This is a genomic window from Glutamicibacter sp. NPDC087583, assembly GCF_044743685.1.
In the GTDB taxonomy this organism is placed as follows: domain Bacteria; phylum Actinomycetota; class Actinomycetes; order Actinomycetales; family Micrococcaceae; genus Glutamicibacter.
This window is the reverse complement of the sequence record NZ_JBIUWY010000001.1, coordinates 524,333-548,658: the sequence shown is the minus strand read 5'-3', so window position 1 is coordinate 548,658 and position 24,326 is coordinate 524,333. Positions and strand designations below refer to the sequence as shown.

The following is a 24,326-nucleotide window of genomic DNA, read 5'->3' as shown; positions in this document are numbered from 1 at the left end:
CTAGTTGTGGTTCCGATGACTAGCCTTCTGTTGCCAAGGCTTTGTCACGGTAGCCGCGAGTTTCCCTGGTGGCTTCTTCATTGGAGTTCAGTGATGGATCCAAGGAGATGACACCGTACTGGTACTGGGTGCGGCCATAGACCACGGCGTGCTCGCCGGTGGCTTCATCGATGAAAAGGTAGAACGGATGGCCGACCAGTTCCATGCGGTCCACTGCGTCATCAACGCTCATCACTTCTGCAGGGAAGGACTTGCGGCGGATGACCACTGGCGAGTACTCGGCGTTGGCCTCGACTTCGGCAGCTTCCGCGGCTTTCTGGGCTTCGATGGTTTCTTCAACCAACGACTTGCCGCTCGATGCGGTAGGCAGGCCGCCAGTTGCCTGGTGGACAGCCAGCGGGGTGTGGTTGCCGCGATGCACCTTGCGCTTGTCGCGGGCCTTGCGCAGGCGTTCAAGCAGTTTTGCGAACGCGATGTCGAAAGCCGCGAACTTGTCAGCGCCGCGAGCCTCGGCTCGAATTGCTGGGCCACGGCCAACAACGGTCAATTCAACGGACAGTGCAGTGCTCTGATCACGAGCGTGTGCTTCTTTGAGGACCTTGACGTCGATGCGCTGTATTTTGGTGGCCAGCTGGTCAACCTTGGTGATTTTCTCGTCAACATACTCACGGAAACGATCCGAAATGGTGATGTTGCGTCCGCTGTAGTTCAGCTCCATGGTGTCCTCCAATAGGGAGTCGGGTGACACAACAGTCCGAAAGTTCCATCCTTTCGGACTGAAGATGGGCTTTTAGCTGCATCTGTGATGCATCCCATACTTCACCTTATGCCACCGTGGCCAAGATTCAAGTATCCGGGCTCACAATTTCCGATCGCGGTAAGCGTAATTACTGTTCAGGTGCATTATTTGGCGGTCTCGTCAAAGCCAGTACCACCGCGCTGGTGACGTCATATCCTGCCTCATGGCAGGCCATGGCCGCGTGCCGCAACGTCGAACCGGTGGTTAGGACGTCGTCGACCAGGATGACCGGCTGGCCATTAGCGCTGGCACGCTCGGCAACGAAATGGGTTAGGCCGCCGCGCCGGTCTGAACCGCTCTTGGTTTTTTGCGCCCCGCCCAAGGCGGAACCGAGGCGGTAGTGCAGCAGCGTGCGGCACTCTAGATCTGCCGACAGCAGCCCGCGAGCGAAGCCGTGGTCGAGCATCGTCTTCACCGGAGAGTAGCCACGCTGCGCTGTTGCCTTGAGCGAACTGGGCACCGGCACCACCAGGGTAGGAAGATTCGCGCGCTGCGGGATGCATCCGGCGTTCAGCGCGGCAGCAAGATAAGGGGCGAAGAGCGAGACGAGGAAGTAGCGCTGCTTGTTCTTGAATGCCAGCAAAGCCCGAGCCAGCTCCTTGCCGTAAGCGCCGCAGGAACTAACGGCAAGCTGCTGGCCGAGCGCGGGAAGCTCGACATAGAGATGATGCGTGTCCGGCAGGGGCGGCAGGCTCAGTTGGCGTTGGATTTCACTGCGGCATTCGGGGCAAAGCCGAAAATCTGCCCGGGCGCAGACCGCGCAACAGGCCGGAAGCAGGAAGTTCGCGATTTCCCTGGTGCCGAATCCCAGCCAGCGCATGGGCCTGCTGCGGGACAGCTCATCGAAGTACCGCAGCCACTCTTCGGGAATTTCCATACGGCCAGACTGGCCGATGAACCGCGTCGATCGGTCTGGTCGCCAACGAGCTGTGGAGCAAGGTCCTGCTTAGCCGGGATAGGCGACGTCCTGGGCAAAATCCTCAAGCTCGTGCCAGGAATTGCCCACGCGGGTATACAGCTTCTCGTTGGTCTCGGCATACACTTCGCGGCGGCTGCCGACACCGGTAGCGATGCCGACCATGCCCAACAGCAGCTGCAGGTGCTCGCTGCCGCCTTCGAAGGTGATCTGGGCCGCTTCAACAGCTTGGTCATCACCGAGCTCGGCAACAATAATGGATCTGTCCGAATCCCATAGCGCGGTATTCACCGGAACTTCTGGATAGATCTTCATTGGCGAATCCGTGAGTCCGCGGGGCACACCTTCAGCATCGCGGATCACGCCGGCGACGTAAACCGACGTGGTCTTGCCGATGGTTGCCACGATCAGCGCCCGCGCGCCGTCGCGGGAAATCCGCAAGGAATCGATCTGGGCATCTTCCAGCCAGGCCACATCGATTGGACGGGCTTCACCCTTCATTTCGGTGTCGGCAGGGACCGCCCTGATCGGGGTAGCTGCCCCGTTATCCGCGGTCCAGGTCCAGCCGGCCAGATCCATGGACGGCTGGATGAGCTCCTCGCCCTCCAGCGAAAGGCGCAGGCTGCCCTTGTCGTCAATCCCCCACAGCTGGGTGCGGCGGCCGTTGAGGAAGGCATAGCGATTGCCGACCGGAGACATGGCCGGGTCCCGTGGGTTGTATCCGGAAATATCCGGGACGCCGCCCACCGGAATGACCGAGAGTCCCTTGACGTAGACCAAGTACTGGTCCGAAATGCCGATCAGCGTATCCTGCGTGCTGGGGTTGGACGTAGCCGGCTCGAAGTTAGTGTCTTCGGTCGAAAGGTTGACTTCGTTTTCCTCCCGCAGCAGCTTTACCGAGTCCACCGGAGCTAGGCTGGTCAGCGTGGCTTCCATCTGCTGCTTCATCAGCAAGATGCTCCGGTCGGTAGCATCTGCGAAGGTATTGGAGTTCAAATCGATGGTCGCTTCGCCATCGCGCACCGGCACCGCTGAACGCACCAGTCCGCTGGCCGTCGAGAAAGCGGAGACGACAGCATTTTGCAGGTACGGGGCTGGTCCTGCCAACAAGGCTTCCACCATCGACGTGGTGGTGCCCGAACCCGAGGTGAACCACCGTATGTCGGGAACCAAATAGGCGAAGCTCGCATCGTAGAAGTACAGGGTCTGCGCGGCAAAGATCTTGGTGAACGTCGAGGCTTCGAGCATCGTGCCGTCCGGGGCTTTGGTAATGCGCCATTCGTCGTCTACCTTGGCGACTTCGATATCCACTGCACGGGTCGAGTGATCCGGGTAGTCGGTGCGCACGCCATGCGCGTCGACTTCACCGGTGATTTCGAGCTGGATGGTGTACTTGTTCGCATCGGCCCCGTTGACCACATTGAAGGCATCGTAGATCAGCGTCTGCGTATCACCGCGCCAGGTGTTGCTCAGCTGCGCGTCCATGAATTCGCGGGAGACAGCATAATCTTCGGATACCGAACGCCCAGCCTCGACGAACCCCTCGACGATGGCCCTGGCATCAGCACCTGCTGCCGGTCCATCGGCCGCATAGCTGTAGCTTTCAGCCCCGCTAGTGTCGGTTCCGGCTTCAATCTGCTGGACGGTGGAAGTTCTAGGAATCGAGGCGCAGCCAGAGATCGCAAGCGCAGCAGCAAGGATGATCGCGAGGCTGGAAAAGAATTTCTTCCGCATCAGCTCTCCCCTTCCTTCTTCTGCTCGTTGCTGCCGAGGTTCGGATTGGTGACATCGTCATCTGGCGAATCCGCATCCAAATCCGGATCAAGAACCAGCGGCGTGTATCCGATCTTTGGCACTTCACCGGTCAGCGGGAAGCTGTCTCCCAAAATCACCGTAGCCAGGCTTTCAGGAACTGGCGGTTCCAGTGGAAGCGGCGACGAAGCGATCTCCAGGTCCTCGCTGCGTGGCAAGGTCAGGCGGAAGACCGAGCCGACCCCCGGCTTGCCCCACGCTTCCAATCGGCCATCGTGCAACCTGGTGTCCTCCATCGAGATCGACAAGCCCAGGCCGGAACCTCCGGTGGTCCGTGCACGGGCCGGATCAGCGCGCCAGAATCGGTCGAAGACGTGGTTGCACGCCTCTTCGGACATGCCGATGCCGTAGTCGCGCACGGTGATCGCCACCGCGCTCTGGTTGGCGCCGATGGTGATATCGATTGGCTTGCTTTCACCGTGCTCCACCGCGTTGAGCACCAGATTGCGGATCACACGCTCGACGCGGCGCGGATCCACTTCTGCGACGCAACCGTCGCTGGGCGCGTTCAGGCGGATGAGCGAACCGTATTCATCAGCCACCGGGGTGGCGGTATCGATAACCTTGCGGGCTATGACGTTCAAGTCCGTTGACTCACGGTCAAGCACCGCGACGCCGGCATCGAAGCGGGACACTTCCAGCAGGTCATTGAGCAGGTGCTGGAAACGCTCGATCTGGTTGTACATCAGTTCGGCGGACCGCGCGGTAAGCGGATCGAAGTCCTCGCGGGCATCGTGGATCACTTCGGCAGCCATGCGCACGGTGGTCAGCGGGGTGCGCAATTCGTGCGAGACATCGGAAACGAAGCGTTGCTGCATGGCCGAGAGATTATTCAATGCGGTGATCTGCTCTTGCAATGAATGGGCCATGTGGTTGAAGGCCGTCCCCAATCGGGCCACCTCGTCCTTGCCGGCGACCTTCATTCGGCGGTCGAGGTCACCGGAAGCAATCCTCTCCGAAACATACGCGGCATCGGCCACCGGGCGGACCACGGTACGGGCGACCGACCACGCAACGAAGCCAACCACTGCCAGCAGAATCAGCCCGGTGAAAGCCATCGCACGATTGATGAATTCGAGGGTATCCTGCACGCTGGACAGGTCGTAGACCAGATACAGTCCGTACTCGCGTCCAGGCGGAATCAGTACCTTGGTGCCGACAATGAGACCGGGCTTGGTTGCGGTATCGGCACCCAGCTCGATGGAACGCCAATAGATGCCTTGCTCCCCTGCAACCCGCTCCGCGAGATCGCCAGGGATCACGCGGGTGGTCAGGGAACCGGAAGCCATTGGCCCAACATAAAGGCTTTGGTCACCGGCAATGGGCATCAGCACGAAATCGCGGACTACGGTTGCGCCATCGCCTTCCAGGGAAGCCAAGGTCGAATTCACCAGGGCCTGGGTGGAGGCGCGATCGGTGGTGGAAGCCGATTCGAGAATGGAGCGGGCCTGGACCAGGCCGCGTTCCGATTCCTTGGATATCTGGTTCACGCGCTCTTCGAAAAGCGTGGAGGCGATCTGGTTGGAAAGGAAGGCGCCGGCGGCAACCAAAGCCAGCGCAGTGAAAAGCAGCGTCGAAATGACGGTGCGGAACAGCAGGTGGCGTTGCCAACGCAGCTTGGCGGTGTGCCAGGGACGCTTGATCCACTGCTCGATTTTGCTCCACCGGGCGGGTTTGGACTGCGACTGGGCATGCACATCGACCGGAACCAACTCTGCACCGGTCGACGTGTGCGAACTCAACTTGCCGAACCAGCCTTGTATCCGACACCGCGAACGGTCTCGATAATCTGCGGCTTCTCCGGGTCAATTTCAATCTTCGAGCGCAGGCGCTGCACGTGCACGTTGACCAAGCGGGTATCTGCAGCGTGCCGGTAGCCCCAGACGGCTTCCAGCAGCTGCTCGCGGCTGAAGACCTGCCATGGCTTGCGGGCCATGGTGACCAGGAGGTCGAATTCCAGCGGGGTCAGCGACACGACATCGGTTCCGCGGGTCACTCGGTGCCCGGCCACGTCGATGGTCACTTCGCCAACTTGCAAAGTCTCCGCGGCGTGGGTTTCGCTTGGACGCAAACGGGCTCGCACGCGGGCCACCAGCTCGGCTGGCTTGAAAGGCTTGGGCACGTAGTCATCGGCACCGGATTCCAGCCCGCGGACAACGTCGGCAGTGTCCGACTTGGCGGTGAGCATCACGACGGGAACGTCGGATTCCGCGCGGATCTGCTTGCATACCTCGATGCCGTCAATGCCAGGCAGCATCAGGTCAAGGAGCACCAGGTCGGGGTTCGCTTCACGGAATGCTTCCAGAGCACCGGAACCGTCGTAGCAGAATGAGGCATCGAAGCCGTCATTTTGCAGGACAATGCCAATCATTTCCGACAACGCTTCGTCATCGTCAACGACTAAAATCCGTGCCTTCATCCCATGTCCCCCTGAAACCGTAGGTTTGAGGTTTCAGCCAACTGGCCAAACCGGGTAGATCCGCTACCCCACTATTCCTAAGATACATGATCAACCGCCCTTTTCGGGCTGTGACCGGCAGGAATCAGGCAGTTAGCTACGCATCGACGCGTGTCTGCTCCAACGCTTGGGCATAACTGGCCAGCCGTCGCAGGTTCTCGATGGCCTGCGCCGAGCTGCTGCGCGAGAAGTCTCCACGCGGCATCAGGGTTAGTGCACCTAGCTGCCCCAAGCCCAAGCCCAGCTGACGCCAAGGACGAAGAATGGAGTTCACCCCTTCTACAACACCTGGTGCCCGGGTTCCGGGGGCGAGCACCTGCAAGAAGACGCGGCCCCCGCCTTCGACAAGTCCCGCTACCCGCTCCCACTTGCGGTGCGTCAAGCCTCCAGGGTCGATGACCAGCGCGCCGGCACCGGCTTGGTGCAGCAGATCCACCCGTTCAATCCAGTGTTCATCCTGGGTAGGCAGATTCAGCAGCGAGGTGACCCGTTGGCCTTCGGCCTCGCCAGCGAGCACCTTGAAGAACTGCGCATAGGCGCTTCGCACTTCGGCGCGTGGGATCGAGCGCAGGGTCCGGTATCCGCTGGCGGTACTGATTGTGCCGTCGAGCGCGTCGCCCAGCAGCGGCTCATCAATCTGGATAGTGAAGTCCGCCAGCGAGGTAATGCGGGCCAGTCGGTCCAGATGCTCGCGTGCTCCGTGGGCGTAGGACTCGATGATGTCGCGGCGCGCCCCATGATCGCTGATCACCCGCTCCCCGTTCGACAGGTACAGGCTGGCGGCCAAGGTCCACGGACCGAGCAAGGTGAGCTTGAGGCGCTGGGCAGGTTTCGCTTCCGCGCCGAGTACATCAGCTAGCAGATTCTCGTCACTGCGCAGGATGCTGCGGGCACGACGGGCATCGATACCGTCCTTGGCACCGATCCTCCAGCCGTGCGGCTGCAGATCGAAGCCGAGGTCTGCCAGCAAGGTGGCGCTGCGCCCTACCGCATCGGCGCCGACGCCACGATCCGGCAGCTGCGGGAAGACCGCGAGGTTGGGTTCTCCCAATTCCCCGCGCACCACTTCGTGGATGGCCGACGGGTCGCTGCCCGGGAACTGGCAGAAAGCGGTGGCGTGAACATCGCGGCGTTCAGCGGCCTCGTGTTCCTGCTCAGTCATTGTTGTGCGAGTCAGAAATGTTCTGGTGGTGGCGGATGACTTCAGAGATCACGAAATTCAGGAATTTTTCGGCGAATTCTGGATCAAGATGCGCTTCGTGGGCCAGGGCGCGCAGGCGCTCGATCTGCGCCTTCTCGCGGCTAGGGTCGCTCGGCGGCAACTGGTGCTCGGCCTTCAGGACCCCTACGCGCTGGGTCGCCTTGAAGCGTTCAGCCAACAGGAAAACCAGCTGCGCATCGAAGTTGTCGATGCTGCCGCGGATGGCGTACAGCTCTTCGAGGACTTCATTCTGGACCTCGCCCTGCAACGAGCTGGCGTGCGGGTCGAATGACTGGGTGGTCTCAGTGTTCTTCGGCTCGTTCATGATCACCAGTTTACGGGTTCGCATGACGGATTACCCACAAGGTGACATGCCCCGGACACGGTGCCTGACCGTGCCCGGGGCATGCCCGTTGTTCCTTGATTGCCAGCTGCTCAGGAGGCGTTCAGCTGTTCAATCAGTTTGCGTCGCTGCGCCTGTTCGCGCGGGTCCGGAACCGGAAGCGAGGCGATCAGGCGCTGGGTGTATTCATGCTGCGGGTTGGCCAGAACCTTGGAGCCCAAGCCTTCTTCCAGCAAGGTGCCCCGGAACAGGACGCCCACCCAGGTAGCCAGCTGGTCCACCACTGCCAGATCATGCGAGACGAACAGGGCTGCGAAGCCCAGTTCGGTCTGCAATTCGCGGAACAGCTCCAGCACCTTGGCCTGCACCGAAACGTCCAGTGCGCTGGTTGGCTCATCGGCAATCAGCAGCTTCGGCTCCAAGGCCAGTGCGCGGGCCAGCGACGCGCGCTGGCGCTGGCCGCCGGAGAGTTCGTGCGGGTAGCGGTTGGCAAAACCGGCTGGAAGCTGCACGGCCTCAAGCAGTTCGGCCACCTTGTTGCGGGTCTGCAGCGGGTTCAGATCACGGTGCACGGCCAGTGGCTCGGCCACGCATTCGCCTACGGTCAAGTGCGGATTGAAGCTTGCCGCTGGATCCTGGAACACGAAGCCGATCTGCTCACGCAGCGGCTTGAAGGTGCGTTCCTTGAAGTGGGCCATCTCGTAGCCCAGCACCTTCAGCGAGCCACCGGTGATGCGGTTCAATCCCGCGATGCTGCGTCCGATGGTGGTTTTCCCCGAACCGGACTCGCCCACCAGTCCGTAGACCTCGCCGGCGTGGATCTTCAGATCCACCTCATCGACCGCGGTGAAGCCCGGGGCCCCGAGGCGTCCCGGGAAATGCACCTTCAGGCCCTTGGCTTCCACCAGCAATTCAGCATCCTGGTTCGGACGTTCGACTAGTCCCTCCGAGGCGCTTTCGCGCCCCAGGTGCGGCACGGCAGCCAGCAGGGACTTGGTGTAGTCCTCTTGCGGTGCTTCGAAGAGCTGGATCGATGGTGCTTGCTCAACGATCTGCCCCTGGTTCATCACGATCACGCGGTCGGCGATATCGGCCACCACCCCCATATTGTGGGTGATGATGACGATGGCGGTACCCAGCTGATCACGCAGGTCGCGCAGCAGCTGGAGAATTTCAGCCTGCACCGTGACATCCAATGCGGTGGTTGGCTCATCTGCCACAATCAGTTCCGGCTTCAGGGCCAGCGCCGCGGCGATGACCACGCGCTGCTTCTGGCCACCGGAGAACTGGTGCGGGTAGTAGTCCACGCGCTGCTCTGGATCCGGGATGCCGACCTGGCGCATTGCCTCGATGGCGCGCGTCCTGGCCTCCTTCTTGGAAATCCTGTTGTGCGCGCGGATGCCCTCCATGATCTGCCACCCCACGGTGTACACCGGGTTCAGTGCCGTGGATGGTTCCTGGAAGACCATGGCCACATCCCGGCCGCGAGCCGCGCGCAGCTCGCGGCCGCGCAGGGTGAGCATGTTCTTGCCTTTGAGGTAGACCCCGCCGTGCGAGGCACCGTTCTCGGCCAGGATGCCCAGAGCAGTGCGTGCCGTGACGGACTTGCCGGATCCGGATTCGCCCACGATGGCCAGGATCTCGCCGGCCCTGACTTGCAAATCAACGCCGCGCACTGCCGGCACTGCGCCGGCGTCCGTGACGAAATCAATGTTCAGGTCTTCGATGCGCAAGACAGCGGGTGTGCCGACGTTGGCCTCGGAGTCGAGGAGAGGACTGTTGGTCATTTGTTTGCTCCTACCTGTCCGGACTGGGTGATGCGCTTGGCCTTCTTGCGGCTGAAGCGGCGCAGGCGCGGGTCATTGAGGTCATTCATGGACTCGCCAACCAGGGTCAAGCCCATCACGGTGAGCACGATGGCCAAGCCCGGGAACAGGCCGGTCCACCAGATTCCGCTAGTGGCATCTGACATCGCTCGGTTCAGGTCGTAGCCCCATTCCGAAGCACTGGTCGGTTCGATGCCGAAGCCCAGGAAGCCCAGGCCCGCCAGGGTCAGCAATGCCTCGGTGGCATTCAGCGTGAAGATCAGCGGCAAGGTGCGGGTGGCGTTGCGCAGCAGGTGCGCGAACATCACTCGCCATGGGCTGGCGCCGATCACCTGTGCGGATTCTACGAAGGGTTCCGCCTTCAGCCGCATCACTTCGGCGCGGACCACGCGGAAGTACTGCGGGATGAATACCACGGTGATGGAGATGGCCGCTGCCATCACGCCGCCGAAGAGCGAAGACTGGCCCTGGGAAATCACGATGGACATCACGATGGCCAGCAGCAGGGATGGGAACGCGTAGATCGCATCGGCCAACACCACGGCGATGCGGTCGAACCAGCCGCCGAGGTAGCCGGAGATCAAGCCCAGCAATACGCCCAGGAACAGGGACATGACCACGGCCGCCAGGATCACCCAGATGGCCGTCTGCGCACCGAAGAGGGTCCGCGAGAACACGTCATAGCCGGTGGCGGTGGTGCCCCAGATGAATTTGCTGTCCGGAGCCGCCTGGCGCGGGAAGTCCCCGGATGCATCCGAGGACTGCGCGAAATCGAAAGGCGCAATCAGCGGCGCGAACAGGGCGGTAACGATGAACAGGCCGGAGAGCGCCAGACCGGCAACCAGCATGCCCCGCTGCAGGCCCGAGGACATGCGCAGGTGGGAGATGACCGGGAGCCGGTCCAGCCAGGACTTGTTCGAAGCCGGCAAGGTAGCTGTACTCATGATTAGTACCTGACTCTCGGGTCGATCAAGGCGGCCAGCACGTCAACGATGAAGTTGGTGACGGCGACGATAATGGCCAGCAGCACCACGATGCCCTGCACAGCCACGAAGTCGCGGGCGGTGAGGTATTCGGCGAGCTTGAAGCCCAATCCCGACCATTCGAAGGTGGTCTCGGTCAGCACTGCTCCACCGAGCAGCATGGCAATCTGCAGGCCCATGACAGTGATAATCGGAATCAGCGCCGGACGGTAGGCGTGCTTGGTGGTGAGGCGGAATTCGCTGACACCGCGCGAACGGCCGGCTTCCACGTATTCGCGGCCCAGCGTGCCAATTGCGTTGGTGCGCACCAGGCGCAGGAACACGCCGCCGGTGAGCAGGCCCAGTGCCAGGGCTGGCAGGATCGCATGCTCGGTGACATTCCAGAAGGCAGCGCTATTGCCGCTGCGCAGCGCATCGAGCCAGTAGATGCCCGATGGGCTCTGCAGGCCGGTCAGTTCAAGCTCGGTCTGCCAGTCGGCACGGCCGCTGATCGGCAGCCAGCCTAGCCATACGCCGAAGACCAGCTTGAGCAGCAAGCCGGCGAAGAACACCGGGGTGGCGTAGGAGAGGATTGCAAGGATGCGCAACACGGCATCCGGGTAGCGGTCGCGGAACTTCGCGGCAACCAGGCCCAGCGGGATGCCGACCAGCAGTGCGACGAGGACCGCGTTGATGGCCAGTTCCAAAGTTGCTGCGCCGTAGGTGGCCAGCACCTCGGTGACCGCCCGGTTATCGCTCATGGTGCGGCCCAGGTCGCCGGTGAAGATCTGGCCCAGGTACTCGAAGTACTGGATCAGGATCGGCCGGTCGTATCCGGCTTCATGGATGCGCTGGGCCAGCTGGTCCGGGGTGAGCCGTCCGCCCAAGGCTGCGGTGATCGGGTCTCCGGTCACGCGCATCAGGAAGAACACCACTGTGATGAGGATGAAGACAGTGGGAATGATCAGCAAGAATCGGGTAATCAAGTAACGGAGGAATCCTCCGCCTTTTTGCTTTGCTGGTTTGGGTGTTGCTAGCGGGCTTGCTTCTTGGCCCGGTGGCGACGTGATAGTCATCGTCTGTCCTTATGGTTCAGGATGCGTGGCAATGCGCCGCCTTGAGCGGTCAATGACGGCGCATGCCAAGGGGATCCACCGCGCGCGCCAAGGGTTGGCGCGTGGCAGATCCCCTCAGGTTTGGTGTCTGCGAGGCGAGAGCCGAATTACTTGCTCAGCACACCGAGACGGAACTTGAACGATGCGTCCAAGGTCTTGTCAACGTCCTTGACGTCCTTGCCTGCAATGGCCACCTGGGCACCCTGCAGCAGTGGAAGCGTGGACAAGTCCTCAGCCACCATCGTCTGCAGTTCTTCGATGGCCTTGGTGCGCTCCGCAGCGTCGACCATTCCTCGCTGATCGGAGATCAGCTTGTCAACCTCGGGGTTGTCGTAGTTGTTCGAAAGGAAGTTCTCCTTGGCAAAGAACGGCGACAGGTAGTTGTCGGCATCCGAGTAGTCCGGGAACCAGCCCAGCTGGTAGGCCGGGTAATCCGTGACGCGCTGCTTCTGGTAGGTCACCCATTCGGTGGACTTCAAATCCACTTCGAACAGGCCATCGGCCTCCAGCTGCTTTTCAACCAGTGCGTATTCGTCACCGGAGTTCGGGCCATAGTGATCCGGGTTGTACTGCAGCGCGAGCTTGACCGGGGTCTTCACTCCGGCATCTTCCAGAACCTTCTTGGCCTTGGCTGCATCCGGCTTGCCGTCGGTGCCGTACATGTCCTTCAGCGGCTCGGTGGCGCCGGTGAAGCCTTGCGGCACGTACGAGTAAGCCGGGGTGTAGGTGTCCTTATAGACGTTCTTCGCGATGGCTTCGCGGTCCACAAGGTGCGCCGCTGCCTGGCGTACGGCCAGTGACTTCGCTTCATCAGCATCATCGGTCTTGGCACCGTATGGCATGGAATCGAAGTTGAAGACGATGTAGCGCAGCTCGCCACCCGGTCCCTTGTGGACCGCCAGATTCTCATCCTTGCCCAAGTCTTCGATGTCGGTTGGGGTCAGCGAACGCCATGCGACGTCGATCTTGCCTTCTTGGACTTCGAGCTTCAGGTTATTGGCGTCCGCGTAGTACTTGATCGCTGCCTTGTCGTTGGCTGCAGGGCCCAGAACGCCCTGGTAGGACTCGTTAGCGCTGAAGGAGATCAGGTTGTTCTTGTTGTACGAATCAATAACGTATTGGCCTCCGAAGGCCTTGGCCTCAACGATCTTCTGGTCGTCCATGACTGCGTCTGCGGGGAAGACTTCGTCATCGACGATCGGGCCGACCGGGGAAGTCAGCACCTGCGGGAAGGTCTGGTCATTGCCGACCTTCAGCTTGAAGACTACGGTAGTGGCGTCAGGCGCCTCGATGGACTCAACGTTGCCCAGCAGCGAGGATGGGCCGTTAGGGTCCGCGATCTTCAGCTGGCGGTCGAAGGTGAACTTGACGTCCTTGGAATCAAGGTCGTGGTCATTGGCCCACTTCAAGCCCGGCTTCAGCTTGACCGTGTATTCAGTCGGGGTGGTGAACTCTGCGGACTCGGCAAGGCTCATCGATGGGTCCGGGCTGCCCGGCTCGGAGTTGAGCAGGAATGGGTAGATCTGGTTCATGACCATGAACGAACCGTTGTCGTAAGATCCAGCAGGGTCCAGGGAGGTCACTTTGTCGGTGGTGCCCAGGGTGATTGGAGCGCTGGCATCGCCGCTGCCGCCCTCTTCATTGCCACTGTCTGCAGCTTGGGTGCAGCCGGTCAGAGCCAGGGCAGAGATACCCACAACGGCTGCTGCGAGTCGCAGCCCGTTCTTCTTGCGAGTCATGAGTCATCCTTCGTCTAGGTACATGCATGGGCTGTGATGATTAACACATGCTTCACATAGCCTAAGTGATGCAGGGCACAAAATACGAATGGAACCGGCGGAAATTGGCAAAAACGTGGTCTCGACGCCCACTTTTTGTGCTTCAGCCCATAGCCTTTCTAACTCAATGGTGAGATGGGTTGGGATTCCTTCCGGCTCGTTGGCCAGGTGGCATAAGCTAGATGTCAATGATGACTCGTAGAGACGCGGCAATCGCGTTGGATATCCCAGTAGAAATGGCCAAGCGCCACGGCATTCCTTCCAAAATGAGCGAAGCAGAATTCCGTGAGCTGAACACCAATCCACCAGCTTGGTTGGAGCAGTCGCGCGCCAACCGCACCGGCAAACGCCCCGTGTGGATTCATCTGGTCTGCGAAGTCTGCGGCTTCAGCGAATACGAACGCCCCAAGAAGTGGTGGCCTGCCTTCGATTTCGTTCACTGCCACACCCACTCCCCGGCGCAGCTTCCAAAGCTGGAAAAGGGCAAGACCCGGGTGGAGTACCAAGATATTTCCGCTCATATGTTCGGCATTGTCGATGAAGGCTAAAAGCTGAATACAACACAATGGCGAAGGGTGCCGGACCGATATTGGTCCGGCACCCTTCGCTGTCGCGCAAGCTCGTGCTCTTCACTCGGTTCATCCCCCTGGGCGTCCTTTCCGCCACGGGAATGCATGCAGCGGGCAACCGGACAGAGTCCAGCATCATCCAGTGCAGGTTCCATGCACCGGCCGTCGGCTGGATCTTGCGAAGGCCTTGAGTACTGCTGCCCGAGCCCCTCGGGCATCTAGCTCGTGGAGGCCTTCCGGATTGGTACGAATTGGTTCTGCCGACTGGAATGATCCGTTGTTCTGGACGATGCGCCCCTATCCGCCCAGCTACCGCTGGTGAGCATTCTCGAGAACATCGCAGCGAGCGCATTGGAAGCCAGGGCATCCGGTGGCGCAACAGGGTCGGCAGCCCAATTCAATAGCGAAACCTAGAGGGTCGAACCAATGCAGTGAGCCAGCAAGCCCCAAGCGGCCCTTGAAGACAGGCCGAATCCCACACACCACCGGTAATCGCCGGCAATGCCGGGCGAATACGTGCCGGACGCCCACGGCCGAAGCGGATGGCCGCCGAGCTCCGTTGCAACCAGCCGTTCGTCTAACTTGAATCACGACGCGAAGAAACCCTTGGTCCAGTTCATTATCTTGAACTGGACCAAGGGTTTCTTTGGATGGCTAATTAATTGACCATGCTGGAGTCCCATTCGCTGGAACGAGCAGAATCGATGGTCGCTTGGCCCAGCACGCGGCTGTCCTGGTAGACGACCATGGTCTGGCCCGGCGCGACTCCACGCATGCCTTCGGGAAGGTTGACAACCAACTCGTCGCGGCCTTCTTCCGAGCGCTCCATGTGGGCTACCGCGGCGACCGGATCGCCGTGCGCGCGCACCTGCACCATGCAGTCGAACTTGTCTCCGCTGAAAACTTCAGCGATCGGCAGGCCAGCCCAGGAAATGCGGATGCCGCGCAGCTGGTCCACAGCCAGCAGGGCCTCTGGACCGACGATGACCTTGTTGTCCTTCGGACGGATTTCCAAGACGAAGCGCGGTTTGCCGTCGGCGGCCGGACGACCCAGTCGAAGACCCTTGCGCTGGCCAACCGTGAAGGCTTGGGCGCCTTCGTGCTCACCGAGCTGGTTGCCCTCGTGGTCAACGATCTCGCCTGGTTTCATCTCGATGCGTTCAGCCAGCCAACCGCGGGTATCGCCATCGGGAATGAAGCAGATGTCATAGCTATCTGGCTTGTTCGCCACGGTCAGTCCGCGCGCTGCGGCTTCGGCGCGAACTTCCGCCTTGGAGGGAGTCTCGGCTAGCGGGAACATGCAGTGTTCCAGCTGTTCGTGGGTCAGCACGCCCAAAACGTAGGACTGGTCCTTGGCCCAGTCTGCGGCTCGGTGCAGCTCCGGGTTGCCCTCGGAATCGCGCAGCACCTTGGCGTAGTGCCCGGTGCATACCGCGTCGAAGCCCAGGGCCAATGCCTTTTCCAGCAAGGCAGCGAACTTGATCTTCTCATTGCATCGCATGCAGGGATTCGGGGTGCGGCCAGCTTCGTATTCATCCACGAAGTCCTGCACCACGTCTTCTGCGAAGCGGTCCGAGAAGTCCCAGACGTAGTATGGGATGCCCAGCTTGTCGCAGGCACGCCATGCATCATTGGAGTCTTCCAAGGTGCAGCAACCGCGCGAACCGGTGCGAAGGGTCCCCGGCATGCGAGACAGGGCCAGGTGCACGCCGACCACATCATGGCCGGCTTCAACTGCGCGGGCCGCGGCTACCGCCGAGTCCACGCCTCCGGACATCGCTGCTAGTACTTTCATCGTGTAAAACCTGTTCCTGCCGTGTGGATGCTGCTTTCATCGGCTGCCATGCCAGCCTTCTTTGCCTGAGCATACGCTTGGGGCAAAGCCTCTAATAATGCGTCAACGTCGGCGCGTGTGGATGTATGCCCCAATGTGAAGCGTTGCACACTGCGCGAGGTGCGCGCATCGCGTCCCATAGCCAGCAAAACATGCGAAGGCTGCGGAACACCAGCGGTGCACGCCGAACCGGTGGATGATGCGATGCCAACCATGTCCAAGCCGAATAGCAAGGAGTCCCCCTCGCATTCCGGGAAGGTGAAGTGCAGATTGCCCGGGAGGCGCTGGCCCTCATTGCCCTGATCCCGTGGTCCGTTCAGCACCGCTTCCGGAATCAAGCCGGTGATCTTCTCAATCGCATATTCACGCAGTTCGCTCAGCCGCGCAGCTTCCTGCCGCAATCCAGAACGCACCGCGGTAGCCGCGGCGGCAAAGCCGGCCGCGTGGGCAGCATTCAAAGTCCCCGATCGCAGCTTGCGTTCGTGTCCACCGCCGTGCTGGACCGGGGTGAGCACAATATCGCGGCGAACCAGTAGCCCGCCGATGCCTACCGGGCCACCGATCTTATGCGCGCTAATCGCCATGGTGGCCAGATTCGAGGAGCCGAAGTCGACCGCGAGCGCACCAAAGGCCTGCACCGCATCCGAATGCACCGGGACCCCGTACTTGCCAGCTAGGGCAGCAAATTCACGGATCGGCTGAACGGTGCCGACTTCATTGTTGGCCCACATCAAGGTGGCCAAAGCGATCTGCTCGTGCTGCTCTTCAAATAGCTTTTCGGCCGCCTGCAGATCAACGACACCGTCTTCATCCACGGCGAGCCACAGCAAGGTGGCATTCTCATGGTCCTGCAGCCAGGTAGCCGTATCCAGGACCGCGTGGTGCTCAATGCCGGTGAGCACGATGGCACGCGCCTGCTCATTGGCCGCCACGCGGTTCCAGAACAGTCCCTTCAGCGCCAAGTTATCCGATTCAGTCCCACCAGATGTGAAGATCAATTCGCTGGAGTGCGCCCCGGCGGCCATGGCGATAGCTTGGCGGGCATCATCCACCGCACGGTTGGCGCGACGTCCGGCCCCATGCAAAGAAGACGGGTTTCCGGTGCGGGAATACTGTTCGGTGATGGCAGCCAGAGCTGCTGGATTCAGATCGGTGGTTGCCGCGTGATCCAGGTATACGGCGGAAGTTTTCATAACACTTCAATGGTACGGGGTGGGGCGCCCTAGTTTGAATGGCCGATCCGTGTGAATTGGCCAACCTCAATGGCCTCCAGCGCCGGATTGTTCAAGACCGCCTCAATCAATGAAGCAGGACCACCCAGGATGGTGCAATCATCAAACGGTTCTGTCGACAGCATCCAGGAATGGTCCGCCGCAAACGCCAGCGCCGGGCGCTGGCGTTGGGCGCCGTCGGCAGTTCTGGCCCATTCGGGCTGCGCCAGGAACTCCGCGTCCGCTTCGAACAGGTGGTAGTTCCGGTATCCGCCACCCAGGTCGAACGGTTCTGCCTGGATGATCTCGGGACCAAAGGCAGGTTTCTGCGCCTCGGCGAGCGCCAACTCGTACACCCGCTGGTTCTCGTCATCGCTCAATGCAGGATCCGGCTCGCGCTCAATCTGTATGCGTTCCCCGCCCGCGATAAATGCGTAACCGGCCCACAAGCCCACCACGAACTTCTGGTCTTTGGCAGAAACCCGGACCATTTCGGCGGCTAGTGCTTGCCATTGCGATTCCGGGAGCTGGTCCAGCGGCAGGTCGGTATCTACCCAGGCGTCTTCGGTCGCAGGATTGCCTTGCGCGTCCAGTCCGGCCACGGTTTCAAAAAGATCCGCGGCGGTGATGATGTGCTTGCGGCTCTGTGCCACCGTCTCCCAGCGCACCAACTGGTCATCTTCATCCAGTGCTGGGTGAAGGATGCGGACGTAGCGTTCGTAGCCATGCGGGATCTGGGCTACTACCGTGCTGGGGTCGGCTGATGCACAAGCTGCGGCGATCCATTGCCCGTGGGCTGCGGAGAGGTGTGAAAACTGCATGGTCCAAGCCTAGCGAGAGCAGCGGGCGGATTCCTCCTCCGAACCGTGGTCGGTGGTATGAATAGAGGAACAACTGATGACGTGTCGATTCCAGCTAAGGGAGCCTTCCTGCATGTTCAAGCCTGATTTCTTGGTTCCAGTCCATGATTTCTCCCAGCGCTCCCTGGATTTCTCACAGCGGATCGCGGTGATGGCAGTGATCAACCGCACTCCGGATTCTTTCTACGATGCCGGGTCGACCTTTGGCTTGGATGATGCTGTGGCCGCTGCCATGCGTGCGGTCGAGGCAGGTGCTGACTGGGTGGATATCGGCGGAGTCCCCTTCTCTCCGGGCCCGGAGCTCCCGTGGCAGGAGGAAGCAGAGCGAATTGTGCCGGTTATCCATCAAGTGCGTAGCCGCAGTTCGGTGATTATTTCTGCAGACACTTTCCATCCACAGGTGGCGCAGGCTGCCATTGATGCCGGCGCTGATGTCATCAATGACACCACAGGCTTTTCCTATCCCGGTTTGGCCCGGGTGGTAGCCAAGAACAACGTGCATGTGGTGATCACCCATTCGCTAGCCAAGCCCCGCACCGTTTACCCGCGCCCTAGCTACGACGATGTGGTGGCCGAGATCCGCCAGTATCTGCTGGAGAAAATCCAGATTGCGTTGGACGCTGGTGTTTCTCCGGCAAAGATCATTGTTGATCCAGGGCACGACCTGAACAAGAACACCCGCCACACTCTGGATTTGACCGCTGGGTTCCAGGCCTTTGCCGATTTGGGCTATCCGGCCTTGGCAGCGGTCTCGAACAAGGACTTCATCGGTGAAACCTTGAACTTGCCGAAGGCTGAGCGCATGGTTGGTTCTATGGTGGCAGCAACGATCTGTGCCATGAACGGTGCCCGCATATTGCGGATGCACAATATTCCTGAATCGGTGCAGACAGTACGCCTGCTCGAAGCAGCACAAGGGTGGCGGGAGCCTGCCTACCAGATACACAACATGGGGGATGTCAATCCTCCTGCTCACCCAGAACCCGAAGTCAGCAAGTAAGGATTTTCCCAGATGCGTGCCCTGCTTCCCCAACCAGCAGATCAGGTTGATGACCAGTTCCTGCTTGAGCGCTATTCCAGCGAGCATCGCCCATTCGTGCGTTTCAACTTCGTCAGCAGCATCGACGGAAGTGCCCAGGTTGATGGGCTCTCCAAAGCATTGGGCTCTCCTGGCGATCAGAGGGTTTTCGCACTCTTGCGCCGGCTTGCCGACGTGATCATGGTGGGTGCTGGAACGGTTCGTGCCGAGGGCTACGAAGGCCAGCTCCTGTCCGCGGAGGACATGGCGTGGCGTATCGAACATGGCCTGCCGCCACAGCCCGTGCTGGCGCTCATCTCACGAGGATTGCATCTGGAGCCAACGGCCCCGGTGTTTGCCCAATCCCCGGTTCCGGTTCTGCTTTTCACCAGCGTTCAGGTCACCGACGAACAGCGTCGGTCCTTTGGACCCAATGCCACTCTCGTGCAGGTTTCCGAAACCGAGGGCGGGTGTGATCCGACCGAAATCATCGCATATCTGCATTCCAAGGGATACGGCTTCATCCACGCTGAAGGCGGTCCTCACGTTTTTGGGCAGTTCGCCTCGGCTGGCGCGGTGGATTCGGTTTGCATCAGCTACTCTCCTGTCCTTGTGGCAGGTGATGGCATGAGAATAGCGGTTCACGATCGTCAGGGGTTCCACGCCTTCGAGCTGCATTCCTTGTTTGAAGAGGACAGCATGCTCTTCTGCGACTATCGACTTAGGAAATCAGCTGGATCCCCGCGGGAATAACAGCTAGCTCAAAGGACCCGGCCCCCATGCATTCCCCGTCAGCATAGCTGTCCCGGGATGTCTCGATGCGGGCCCGCGTGAGGTTTGCGCTGACCTTCCATGGATGCGGCGCTCCGGTGAGGATCCTTGCCAGATACGGAAGGACCCGCAGAATATTTGGTCCGCGTACGATAGCCAATTCCGCGGTACCGTCGGTGAAATCAGCATGCGGGAAGAGCTTGATGCCGCCACCAAGGGACTTGATATTCGCGACGCTGGCGGCCAGGACGCTTCCGCTGAATCGCAGCCCGTCGGCCCTCACCCCACTGGGGCATCCGCGCAGCTGGGGAAGGCACAGGATCAAACCGGCGATATACCGCAGTGCTCCCAGCTGCCGCGGCAACGCGTTGGCTTTCGCGTTGACGGTGGCTTCAAATCCCCAGGACACGGCACCCAGTGCATAGCGCGGTGTTCTGCCGGCCTGGTCAAACCGCAGCTCCAGCACGTCAATGGGCATAGTTGCTCCCGGCTGCTTGCAAAACGCAATCACCTTGGCCAAGGATTCTTCTGCATTCGCGTCCCCTGTCATGCGCCAGAAGTCGTTGCCGCTGCCTGCGGGGATGACACCGATGGGAATCGAAGTTCCCGCAACGTGCTGGATGCAGTGGTGGATCAGCCCATCACCGCCAATGATGACGATCGCCCGCGAAGCTCTGAGCTGGTCCCCCACCAGTTCCACGCTCGTCCTTGAAGTATCAACTAGCCCATGTTCCAGCCCGAGCTTGCCAAGCGCGTGGGCAAGCTGCTGGGCAAGGCGCATCCCCCGGCCTCGGCCTGAGGCGGGGTGGAAGATGATGCGGATTTCTGCGGTGCGACCAAACGAGCTCATGACCATAGAGATTACCCAGCAACTTGACGCTTCTACAAAGAATTTGCTGGGTTGGATTCGCTAAACTGGGGAACACTGGCCATCCGGTCTTTTTCACCGAGAGGATTCCTCCGTTCAATGAGTACACCAAGCCCATACGAAATTCTTGGTGTCGCGCCTACTGCGAGCATGGAAGATATCAAGGTCGCTTACCGAAGGGCCGCTCGCGCGACCCATCCCGATCTCGGTGGCAGCGAAGAAAAGTTCAAAGAAGTACAGCGCGCTTTCCAGCAGCTCAGCGAGATGGCGTCTCCGCTGGGTTATGAGCAGACCTTCCAGTCTCCGGGCAACGCTCCACGCGCCGGGTTCAGCGCCCGTCCTTTTGACGAGCGCCTGCGCAAGAGCCCTCAGCAGCCCAAGGCGCAGTTGCCCACCGAATATGTTCCACCGTTCTCGGATACGTCTCCTACATTGCTGGACAGAAAAGTCTGTGAGCAGCGCGTTCATGGAGAACCCCGAAAACGCGGTCTGTTCTCCAACCGTGCACGGCTGATCCGCGAGGCGCAGACCATCAACCTGCTTTCCAAGAACGTCCTGAATATCTTGCCAGCTGCCCGTTTGGTCAACGGCCTGCGTTCGCCCGCGTCGGGGCACTACGATCATGTGCTGATTGCCGGTTACCGCATGGCGGTGATCAATACGATGACTCTGCCCGATGGCTACTATTCATTTGATGGCAATGTCTTGCGCCACGGCAATAAGCTGACGCAGCCTCCGCAGTTCTCCATCTCCGGTTTGCAACGGCAATTCATGCAGATGAACGTAGTTGCGTTCACCTTGGTGCTTTCTGCCAACGGCAATCACCACGAACCGGTCATTGAGTACCGGCGCAATGCCGATCCAACACTTGCATCGACTCCGAATGTGCTCAATGCAGCGGGATTGATTCGCGAGTTGAAACTCTTCTTGGGCTCTGGCCCATCGCCGAATGTCGTCGATCGCCTAGCCCTGGCGCAGTTACGTGAAGCGATGTACTAAGGTCAATGGCCTATTTCTTGTTGGTGAGAGCTTAAACTGGTTGAGTGTTTCGTATCGTTTTCAATGCCCCAGAGATCCCGGGTAATTCCGGCAACGCTATCCGACTAGCCGCCATCACCGGCGCAGAACTGCATTTGGTCAAGCCATTAGGCTTCAACTTCGAGGATGCCAACCTGCGTCGCGCAGGATTGGACTACCACGACCTGGCTTACGTCACGGTGCATGAAAATCTTGACGCAGCCTTTGAAGCACTGGGAGAAGGCCGGGTCTTTGCCTTCACATCCGAAGGAACTACTGTCTATTCGGATATCAGCTACGAGGCCAGCGACATCCTGCTCTTCGGCCGTGAATCGGTTGGCTTGAGCGCAGAAGACAAGAAGCATCCGCGCATCAACGACCTGGTCCGCTTGCCGATGCTTCCAGGCCGCCGATCGATGAATCTGGCCAATACCGCTTCGGTGGTAGCCTTCGAAGCTTGGCGCCAGCACGGCTTCGCTGGCGCATAAAGTACCAGCCAGCCCGCGCCACGCATACAGCTTTACCTAATCTTTATAAAGTAGGCTCGAGTCTGTACCCGCAGTTTTCGGGTATTGAACTGTGCCGACTACATTTCGGGAGAATCCAAGACAATGAACGGTAGCCATTCTCAGCACCGCGACGAGCCCCAGGACGAGAACCTGGGTCTAGATCTGGTGAGCCAAGTGGCCAGCAGTTCACGTGCAGCCAAGAAAAAGCCTAAGCGCTGGATCTTCGCTGTCACGGGACTTGCCATCATCGTTGTCCTAGCGGTGGTCATTTTCTCCCTGCTCAATGGAGGCACCAAGGCGTCCAAAGCATCCAAGGCCGATGATGCAGTCACCGAGACCGTCGAATTGAAGAGCGGAGGCCAAGCGGTGCTCAGCTCGTCGAAGTCCGAAAGCGCTGTGGGTGTCGAGCTCTCCGAGCTGCCTGCCCTGGACGGTTCGGAACAGTACGTTGCATGGGCCGTGCATGAGTCCGGCAGCGTCTCCGTGATCGTTTCCAGCACCGGTGAAGATGCCGCGGCTGGGCTGTCTCCAGCTGAAGACGTGATTGCCCTCCACATCACCATTGAGGGATCCAAGATCCCTGACGCTCCATCTGAAGATGCTGAAGCATCGGTCGACCTGCCACTGGCTCAAGACAAGGCAACGGAAGACGAGAGCTAGCAGCTCACCTCTGGCCAGCCAAAAAGTTCGGGGCGAAGATCAATTCTTGATCTTCGCCCCGAACTTTTTCCGGTCTGCTTTGCCTGGATACTCAGAACCCGGCTATCGTGTCGCGGGCGTTCACGGCAACTGCGTGGAATGCTTCGGCAAGCTTGCCCTTTCCCAGCTGGCCACGCTCGGCGTTTTCCTCGCACTGCTGCAAAACGTAGTTTTCCATGGCGGCAACATCCGGGTGCTGGGTGAAGTGCGAACGCAAGGCGTCCATCTTCTTCTCGAAGAATTCGGTGATGTCCACATAGGCGTTCTCGCGTTCCTGCGGAGCCCCGCACAACCAGAGCCAAGGCACCTTGTAGGCTTCCAGTCCTTCGCCATGCAGCAGCTCCGGGTAGGAGAACGGATTCTCCACCGCCGGGTAGATCGCACGGGTGACCGCTTCACCGCAGGCCAGATGGTCTGGGTGCGAGGCCTGTATCCGATCCCACTTGCGCTCCGGGTGCATTGCAATCACGATGGTTGGCTTCACCTGGCGCATCAGCCGGACCACCTTGCGCATGACATCGTGGTTGGCTTCCAGGAAGCCATCGCGTTCGCCAAGGAAGTGGACCGTTTTCACACCCACCTTGGCGGCGGCCTGTTTCTGCTCTTCGTGGCGCAGCTTAGCCGTTTCCTCAGGATCCCGGTCATCAAAACCGCCGGCGTCGCCGTCAGTCATGATGCAATACTGAACCTCTGCCCCCGCCGCGGTCAGGGCCGCTACCGTCCCGGCTGCCCCAAAGTCCAGATCATCGGGATGGGCGCCGAAGGCCAGGACCCGTTGGGCGCCTGCACCAATGAATTGCGCTGTATCGATCATGCCTTGCGACGTCGAATCTCTTCGGCGGCCTGCGGCAGGACCTTGGCCAGGTCACCAACGATACCCAGGTCTGCGATCTCGAACACCGGGGCGTCGACATCCTTGTTGATCGCGATGATGAACTTGCTGGTCTGCATTCCGGCCTTCTGCTGTATCGCTCCCGAGATGCCGGCAGAGATGTACAGCTGCGGTGCGACGGTGGCACCGGTCTGGCCGATCTGCGCATCGTGCGAGATCCAGCCGGCATCGGTAGCTGCACGAGAAGCGCCCACGGCAGCTCCCAGGGCATCGGCAAGGTCTTCAACCGGGCCAAAGTCTCCGTTGACACCACGACCACCAGCAACCACGACGCGCGCTTCGGTCAGGGCAGGTCGATCACTTGCGACTTTCGCCTCCGCCGCAGCAATCCGGACCTTGGCATCGTTGGAGTTCTCCAAAGCCAATTCCTCAACTGCCAAGGCGGTGCTGGAGGCCGCTGGCGCGTCTTCGATGCTGTTCGGCTTCAAGGTGGCAAACAGGGTGCCGTTGGTTGCCCTGGCCTGAACGCTGTAGCTTCCTGCCAGTTCATCCTTGGTAGCTACAAGATCCCCGCTGATGCCAATGACGTCGGTGATAATCGCACCGTTGCGGCGCACAGCCAAACGGGCACCGAGCTCACGGCTGAAATTGTCATTAGCAAGCAAGACCAATTTGGCGGCAGTAGCCTGCACGGCTGCGTCAAGCACGGAAATTTCGTGCTGGCCGAAAACTGGGGCATCGCCGGAAGCGGTGAATAGCTTCACCACGCCATAGGAAGCGAGAACCTGCTGGGCTTCGTCGCTGACTTGGTTGGCAACGGCCACGGCCGGGTTCTCGAAACCAGAGACCAGGGTCAGCAGTTCGCGCTGGCCTTTGGAGGGAGCCGCGGAAAGCTCAGTGAAAAATACTAGTGCTGAAGGCATGTTCA

Annotated in this window: 23 protein-coding genes; 6 read left to right on the top strand and 17 right to left on the bottom strand. The window is 60.4% G+C overall.

The annotated features are described in order from the left end of the window. Positions 1 to 19: 19 nt before the first annotated feature. From hpf to ACIOU9_RS02630, 11 genes are all read right to left on the bottom strand, one after another. Positions 20 to 718: a ribosome hibernation-promoting factor, HPF/YfiA family gene (gene hpf, locus ACIOU9_RS02680; protein ID WP_105656863.1), complete on the bottom strand. Its 699-nt coding sequence runs from the start codon at positions 716 to 718 to the stop codon at positions 20 to 22. A gap of 169 nt (positions 719 to 887) precedes the next feature. Beyond that, a complete protein-coding gene (locus ACIOU9_RS02675; protein WP_402695972.1) occupies positions 888 to 1,676 on the bottom strand; it encodes a ComF family protein in 789 nt (262 codons plus the stop codon). A gap of 69 nt (positions 1,677 to 1,745) precedes the next feature. Continuing rightward, a complete protein-coding gene (locus tag ACIOU9_RS02670) occupies positions 1,746 to 3,449 on the bottom strand; it encodes an LpqB family beta-propeller domain-containing protein (RefSeq protein WP_133834291.1) in 1,704 nt (567 codons plus the stop codon). Next, a complete protein-coding gene (gene mtrB / locus ACIOU9_RS02665; protein ID WP_105656823.1) occupies positions 3,449 to 5,269 on the bottom strand; it encodes an MtrAB system histidine kinase MtrB in 1,821 nt (606 codons plus the stop codon). Before mtrB ends, ACIOU9_RS02670 begins: the two co-directional genes overlap by 1 nt. After that, entirely contained in the window at positions 5,266 to 5,946 is a 681-nt protein-coding gene (gene mtrA, locus ACIOU9_RS02660; RefSeq protein ID WP_105656824.1) for an MtrAB system response regulator MtrA, read from the bottom strand. The genes mtrB and mtrA overlap by 4 nt, the downstream gene beginning before the upstream one ends. Positions 5,947 to 6,082: 136 nt before the next feature. Beyond that, complete coding sequence (locus tag ACIOU9_RS02655; protein WP_105656825.1) at positions 6,083 to 7,147, bottom strand: hypothetical protein; 1,065 nt, start codon at positions 7,145 to 7,147, stop codon at positions 6,083 to 6,085. After that, a complete protein-coding gene (locus ACIOU9_RS02650) occupies positions 7,140 to 7,511 on the bottom strand; it encodes a chorismate mutase (protein ID WP_105656864.1) in 372 nt (123 codons plus the stop codon). The genes ACIOU9_RS02655 and ACIOU9_RS02650 overlap by 8 nt, the downstream gene beginning before the upstream one ends. 110 nt (positions 7,512 to 7,621) lie before the next feature. Next, a complete protein-coding gene (locus ACIOU9_RS02645; RefSeq protein WP_105656826.1) occupies positions 7,622 to 9,316 on the bottom strand; it encodes an ABC transporter ATP-binding protein in 1,695 nt (564 codons plus the stop codon). Further along, positions 9,313 to 10,299, bottom strand: a complete 987-nt coding sequence (locus ACIOU9_RS02640; protein WP_105656827.1) for an ABC transporter permease — start codon at positions 10,297 to 10,299, stop codon at positions 9,313 to 9,315. Before ACIOU9_RS02640 ends, ACIOU9_RS02645 begins: the two co-directional genes overlap by 4 nt. A gap of 2 nt (positions 10,300 to 10,301) precedes the next feature. Beyond that, on the bottom strand, positions 10,302 to 11,393 hold the full coding sequence (locus ACIOU9_RS02635; protein ID WP_105656828.1) for an ABC transporter permease: 1,092 nt from the start codon (positions 11,391 to 11,393) through the stop codon (positions 10,302 to 10,304). A gap of 146 nt (positions 11,394 to 11,539) precedes the next feature. Continuing rightward, positions 11,540 to 13,171, bottom strand: coding sequence for an ABC transporter substrate-binding protein (locus ACIOU9_RS02630; RefSeq protein ID WP_133834292.1), 1,632 nt, complete (start codon positions 13,169 to 13,171; stop codon positions 11,540 to 11,542). A gap of 227 nt (positions 13,172 to 13,398) precedes the next feature. On the opposite strand from ACIOU9_RS02630, the gene ACIOU9_RS02625 reads away from it, so the two are divergent. Next, on the top strand, positions 13,399 to 13,758 hold the full coding sequence (locus ACIOU9_RS02625) for a hypothetical protein (protein ID WP_105656830.1): 360 nt from the start codon (positions 13,399 to 13,401) through the stop codon (positions 13,756 to 13,758). Between the two features lie 679 nt (positions 13,759 to 14,437). Here the strand turns inward: ACIOU9_RS02625 and mnmA are convergent. The 3 genes from mnmA to ACIOU9_RS02610 are packed head-to-tail and all read right to left on the bottom strand — an operon-like array spanning position 14,438 to position 17,645. Continuing rightward, positions 14,438 to 15,574 (bottom strand): tRNA 2-thiouridine(34) synthase MnmA, encoded by a 1,137-nt coding sequence (mnmA, locus tag ACIOU9_RS02620; protein WP_105656831.1) that lies wholly within the window; start codon positions 15,572 to 15,574, stop codon positions 14,438 to 14,440. Next, positions 15,571 to 16,806, bottom strand: a complete 1,236-nt coding sequence (locus ACIOU9_RS02615) for a cysteine desulfurase family protein (protein ID WP_105656832.1) — start codon at positions 16,804 to 16,806, stop codon at positions 15,571 to 15,573. The genes mnmA and ACIOU9_RS02615 overlap by 4 nt, the downstream gene beginning before the upstream one ends. 29 nt (positions 16,807 to 16,835) lie before the next feature. Next, a complete protein-coding gene (locus ACIOU9_RS02610) occupies positions 16,836 to 17,645 on the bottom strand; it encodes a hypothetical protein (RefSeq protein ID WP_105656833.1) in 810 nt (269 codons plus the stop codon). Positions 17,646 to 17,757: 112 nt separating this feature from the next. Between ACIOU9_RS02610 and folP the strand changes: the two genes are divergently transcribed. Beyond that, positions 17,758 to 18,684, top strand: a complete 927-nt coding sequence (folP, locus tag ACIOU9_RS02605) for a dihydropteroate synthase (RefSeq protein ID WP_105656834.1) — start codon at positions 17,758 to 17,760, stop codon at positions 18,682 to 18,684. A 12-nt stretch (positions 18,685 to 18,696) separates the two neighbouring features. Then, a complete protein-coding gene (locus ACIOU9_RS02600; RefSeq protein WP_105661497.1) occupies positions 18,697 to 19,455 on the top strand; it encodes a pyrimidine reductase family protein in 759 nt (252 codons plus the stop codon). Here the strand turns inward: ACIOU9_RS02600 and ACIOU9_RS02595 are convergent. Next, positions 19,424 to 20,323, bottom strand: a complete 900-nt coding sequence (locus ACIOU9_RS02595; RefSeq protein ID WP_166650798.1) for a diacylglycerol kinase family protein — start codon at positions 20,321 to 20,323, stop codon at positions 19,424 to 19,426. The genes ACIOU9_RS02600 and ACIOU9_RS02595 overlap by 32 nt on opposite strands. A gap of 117 nt (positions 20,324 to 20,440) precedes the next feature. On the opposite strand from ACIOU9_RS02595, the gene ACIOU9_RS02590 reads away from it, so the two are divergent. From ACIOU9_RS02590 to ACIOU9_RS02580, 3 genes are all read left to right on the top strand, one after another. Further along, on the top strand, positions 20,441 to 21,340 hold the full coding sequence (locus ACIOU9_RS02590; protein WP_105656837.1) for a J domain-containing protein: 900 nt from the start codon (positions 20,441 to 20,443) through the stop codon (positions 21,338 to 21,340). Positions 21,341 to 21,384: 44 nt separating this feature from the next. Continuing rightward, complete coding sequence (locus ACIOU9_RS02585) at positions 21,385 to 21,846, top strand: tRNA (cytidine(34)-2'-O)-methyltransferase (protein ID WP_105656838.1); 462 nt, start codon at positions 21,385 to 21,387, stop codon at positions 21,844 to 21,846. Between the two features lie 123 nt (positions 21,847 to 21,969). Continuing rightward, the gene (locus tag ACIOU9_RS02580; RefSeq protein WP_105656839.1) at positions 21,970 to 22,527 is read left to right on the top strand and encodes an anti-sigma factor domain-containing protein; all 558 of its coding nucleotides are present in this window, start codon (positions 21,970 to 21,972) and stop codon (positions 22,525 to 22,527) included. A gap of 91 nt (positions 22,528 to 22,618) precedes the next feature. On the opposite strand, the gene ACIOU9_RS02575 is transcribed toward ACIOU9_RS02580, so the two are convergent. Both ACIOU9_RS02575 and ACIOU9_RS02570 read right to left on the bottom strand, forming a co-directional pair. Then, positions 22,619 to 23,380, bottom strand: a complete 762-nt coding sequence (locus ACIOU9_RS02575) for a PIG-L deacetylase family protein (RefSeq protein ID WP_105661499.1) — start codon at positions 23,378 to 23,380, stop codon at positions 22,619 to 22,621. Then, positions 23,377 to 24,321, bottom strand: a complete 945-nt coding sequence (locus ACIOU9_RS02570; RefSeq protein WP_133834293.1) for an electron transfer flavoprotein subunit alpha/FixB family protein — start codon at positions 24,319 to 24,321, stop codon at positions 23,377 to 23,379. Before ACIOU9_RS02570 ends, ACIOU9_RS02575 begins: the two co-directional genes overlap by 4 nt. Positions 24,322 to 24,326: the final 5 nt, after the last annotated feature.

Excerpts from the sequence above, each read along its gene's own strand:
- hpf (WP_105656863.1), bottom strand. The coding sequence starts at position 718 with ATGGAGCTGAACTACAGCGGACGCAACATCACCATTTCGGATCGTTTC.
- ACIOU9_RS02675 (WP_402695972.1), bottom strand. The coding sequence starts at position 1,676 with ATGGAAATTCCCGAAGAGTGGCTGCGGTACTTCGATGAGCTGTCCCGC.
- ACIOU9_RS02670 (WP_133834291.1), bottom strand. The coding sequence starts at position 3,449 with ATGCGGAAGAAATTCTTTTCCAGCCTCGCGATCATCCTTGCTGCTGCG.
- mtrA (WP_105656824.1), bottom strand. The coding sequence starts at position 5,946 with ATGAAGGCACGGATTTTAGTCGTTGACGATGACGAAGCGTTGTCGGAA.
- ACIOU9_RS02655 (WP_105656825.1), bottom strand. The coding sequence starts at position 7,147 with ATGACTGAGCAGGAACACGAGGCCGCTGAACGCCGCGATGTTCACGCC.
- ACIOU9_RS02650 (WP_105656864.1), bottom strand. The coding sequence starts at position 7,511 with ATGAACGAGCCGAAGAACACTGAGACCACCCAGTCATTCGACCCGCAC.
- ACIOU9_RS02645 (WP_105656826.1), bottom strand. The coding sequence starts at position 9,316 with ATGACCAACAGTCCTCTCCTCGACTCCGAGGCCAACGTCGGCACACCC.
- ACIOU9_RS02640 (WP_105656827.1), bottom strand. The coding sequence starts at position 10,299 with ATGAGTACAGCTACCTTGCCGGCTTCGAACAAGTCCTGGCTGGACCGG.
- ACIOU9_RS02635 (WP_105656828.1), bottom strand. The coding sequence starts at position 11,393 with ATGACTATCACGTCGCCACCGGGCCAAGAAGCAAGCCCGCTAGCAACA.
- ACIOU9_RS02630 (WP_133834292.1), bottom strand. The coding sequence starts at position 13,171 with ATGACTCGCAAGAAGAACGGGCTGCGACTCGCAGCAGCCGTTGTGGGT.
- ACIOU9_RS02625 (WP_105656830.1), top strand. The coding sequence starts at position 13,399 with ATGATGACTCGTAGAGACGCGGCAATCGCGTTGGATATCCCAGTAGAA.
- mnmA (WP_105656831.1), bottom strand. The coding sequence starts at position 15,574 with ATGAAAGTACTAGCAGCGATGTCCGGAGGCGTGGACTCGGCGGTAGCC.
- ACIOU9_RS02615 (WP_105656832.1), bottom strand. The coding sequence starts at position 16,806 with ATGAAAACTTCCGCCGTATACCTGGATCACGCGGCAACCACCGATCTG.
- ACIOU9_RS02610 (WP_105656833.1), bottom strand. The coding sequence starts at position 17,645 with ATGCAGTTTTCACACCTCTCCGCAGCCCACGGGCAATGGATCGCCGCA.
- folP (WP_105656834.1), top strand. The coding sequence starts at position 17,758 with ATGTTCAAGCCTGATTTCTTGGTTCCAGTCCATGATTTCTCCCAGCGC.
- ACIOU9_RS02600 (WP_105661497.1), top strand. The coding sequence starts at position 18,697 with ATGCGTGCCCTGCTTCCCCAACCAGCAGATCAGGTTGATGACCAGTTC.
- ACIOU9_RS02595 (WP_166650798.1), bottom strand. The coding sequence starts at position 20,323 with ATGAGCTCGTTTGGTCGCACCGCAGAAATCCGCATCATCTTCCACCCC.
- ACIOU9_RS02590 (WP_105656837.1), top strand. The coding sequence starts at position 20,441 with ATGAGTACACCAAGCCCATACGAAATTCTTGGTGTCGCGCCTACTGCG.
- ACIOU9_RS02580 (WP_105656839.1), top strand. The coding sequence starts at position 21,970 with ATGAACGGTAGCCATTCTCAGCACCGCGACGAGCCCCAGGACGAGAAC.
- ACIOU9_RS02575 (WP_105661499.1), bottom strand. The coding sequence starts at position 23,380 with ATGATCGATACAGCGCAATTCATTGGTGCAGGCGCCCAACGGGTCCTG.
- ACIOU9_RS02570 (WP_133834293.1), bottom strand. The coding sequence starts at position 24,321 with ATGCCTTCAGCACTAGTATTTTTCACTGAGCTTTCCGCGGCTCCCTCC.